Genomic DNA, 3,116 nt, shown 5'->3' on the forward strand with positions numbered 1-3,116 from the left:
CGTGTGGCGGAGCGGCTGGTCGGCGTACTGAAGGGTGCTGGTGGTGAGGATCAGGTGGCGGTGCGTTCGGCGGGTGTCTTCGGCCGTCGCCTGCTACGAGCCGGCGGTGGTGGAGGCGTCGGGGAGTGGCGTGCGCGTGGTACGGCCCTGGTCACGGGTGGTACGGGCGCGCTGGGCGGGCATGTCGCGCGCTGGCTGGCCCGTAACGGGGCCCAGCAGCTCGTACTGACCAGCCGTCGTGGCCTGGACGCTCCCGGTGCTTCCGGGCTGGCCGAGGAGTTGGAGGGGCTGGGCGCACAGGTGACCGTGGCTGCGTGTGATGTGGCCGATCGGGCCGCGTTGGCAGGGCTGCTGGCGTCGGTTCCGGCTGAGTATCCGCTGACGACCGTGATCCACGCGGCCGGTGTGCTGGACGACGGTGTGATCGAGTCGCTGACCCCCGACCGCCTCGCGGGCGTGCTGCGTGCAAAGGCTGACGCCGCGCTCAACCTGCACGAACTCACCAAGGACCTCGACCTTTCCGCGTTCGTCATGTTCTCGTCCTTCACCGGAACTGTGGGCAATGCCGGCCAGGGCAACTACGCCGCAGCGAACGCCTTTCTGGACGCCCTCGCGCAGCAGCGTCGTGCGCTCGGTCTGTCCGCCACCTCCGTGGCCTGGGGGCCCTGGGCCGAGGCCGGAATGGCCATGGGCGACAGCCGGGAAGAGCGGATGCGCCGTGGCGGAGTCGCCGCGATGGACCCGGCGCAGGCGCTTGCGGTTCTGGGCCAGGTGCTCGGCCGGGACGAGACGTATGCCGTCGTCGCAGAGGTGGACTGGGAGCGATACGTTCCGGCGTTCACTGCCGTGCGCACCTCCCCGTTGATCGGCGAAGTTCCCGAAGCCCGCCAGGCCATAGAGGTGGCGGGGCGCGGCGGGGCCGACAAGGACGTCGAGTCCTCCTCGGCGCTCCGGGCCCAGCTGCTTGGACTTTCCCTGGCCGACCAGGACCGCACGCTGCTCGAACTGGTGCGACCGCAGGTGGCGGCCGTACTCGGGCATGCCACCACCGACACGATCGCGCCGGACAAGGCATTCAAGGAGCTGGGCTTCGACTCCCTGACCGCCGTCGAGCTCCGCAACCGACTTCAAGTGGCCACCAGCCTGACCCTCCCGGCCACACTGGTCTTCGACTACCCCACCCCCGCGGCCCTCGCCCAGTTCCTGCGGGCCCAGATCGTGGAAGAGACCGGCTGGGCACCGGCGGGCGCGTCTGCGGAACCCGTCCCGGTCGACGACGATCCGGTTGTGATCGTCGCGATGAGCTGCCGCTTCCCAGGTGGCGTGAGCTCCCCGGAGCAGCTGTGGGACCTTTTGGCGGCGGGTGGCGACGCGGTCTCCGAGTTCCCGATGGACCGCGGTTGGGACGCCGAGGCGCTGTACGACCCGGATCGGGAGCGGCCGGGGACCTCGTACGTACGGGAGGGCGGCTTTCTCCGGAAAGCCGCCGAGTTCGACCCGGCGTTCTTCGGGATTTCACCGCGCGAGGCGACTGCCATGGACCCGCAGCAGCGTCTGCTACTGGAGACATCGTGGGAGGTCTTCGAACGCGCGGGAATCGACCCGGCCTCGCTCAAGGGCAGCCGTACTGGCGTCTTCGCCGGAACCAACGGCCAGGACTACTCGGCTCTGCTGCAGCATGCGCCGGAGGGTCTTGAGGGTTACCTCGGTACGGGCAGTGCGGCCAGTGTGGTGTCCGGACGTCTGTCCTACACGTTCGGTTTGGAAGGTCCTGCCGTGACGGTGGACACGGCCTGTTCATCGTCGCTGGTGACGTTGCATTTGGCGGCGCAGGCGCTGCGGCAGGGCGAGTGTTCGCTCGCGCTCGCCGGCGGAGTGACGGTGATGTCGACACCAGCGGTGTTCGTGGAGTTCAGCCGCCAGCGCGCGCTGTCGCGCGACGGCCGGTGCCGGGCCTTCTCCGGGGACGCGGACGGTACGGGCTGGGGCGAGGGGGCGGGCATGCTGCTGCTTGAGCGGTTGTCGGATGCCCGCCGTAACGGCCATCCGGTGCTTGGGGTTGTGCGTGGTTCGGCGGTGAATCAGGATGGTGCGTCGAATGGTCTGACGGCGCCGAATGGTCCATCCCAGCAGCGGGTGATTTGTCAGGCGCTTGCGAACGCGCGGTTGGCGGCCGCCGAGGTGGATGCGGTGGAGGCGCATGGTACGGGGACGACGCTGGGCGACCCGATCGAGGCGCAGGCGCTGCTGGCGACGTATGGCCAGGACCGGCCGGAGGGGCGGCCGCTGTGGCTGGGGTCGCTCAAGTCCAACATCGGCCACACCCAGGCTGCCGCAGGCGTCGCGGGTGTGATCAAGATGGTGCTGGCGATGCGGTGCGGGACCTTGCCTCGGACGCTGCACGTGGACGAGCCCTCACCGAAGGTGGATTGGTCGGCGGGCGCGGTCGAGCTGCTGAGCGAGCAGCGCTCTTGGCCCGAGGCGGACCGTCCGCGCCGGGCGGGTGTGTCGTCGTTCGGCGTGAGCGGGACGAACGCACACGTGATTTTGGAGCAGGCCCCGGCGATGGAGCCGGCGGAGGCCACGGAGCCGCGTGTGGATCCTGCCGTCGTGCCGTGGGTGGTCTCGGGCCGTGGTGTGGAGGCGCTGCGGGGGCAGGCGGCTCGGCTGCTGGCTCGTGTGGAGGGAGACGACAAGCTGTCGCCTGCGGATGTGGGTTGGTCGCTGGTTTCCGGGCGTGCGGAGTTCGAGCACCGTGCGGTGGTGATCGGTGAGGGCCGCGACGAGCTGGTGTCCGGGCTTGCCGCTTTCGTCCAGGGCGAGTCCTTGCCGGGTGTGGTGGCGGGGCAGGTGGACGGTGTGGCGCGGACGGCGGACCGGGTGGTGTTTGTCTTCCCCGGCCAGGGATCGCAGTGGGCCGGTATGGGAGCGCGGCTGCTCGATGAGTCCCCGGTGTTCGCTGAGGCGATGAACGAGTGCGCGGTGGCGCTCGCGCCGCACGTGGACTGGTCGCTGCTCGACGTGGTGCGGCAGGTCTCGGGTGCTGCGTCGTTGGAGCGGGTGGATGTGGTGCAGCCGGTGTCGTTTGCGGTGATGGTGTCGTTGGCTGCGTTGTG

General features: G+C 69.9%; 1 protein-coding gene. It reads left to right on the top strand.

From position 1 onward, the window contains the following. The coding region (locus ACWDSL_RS52700) for a type I polyketide synthase (protein WP_450496815.1) at positions 1 to 3,116 on the top strand (3,116 nt) is incomplete at both ends.

It is taken from the genome of Streptomyces sp. NPDC000941 (assembly GCF_053599555.1).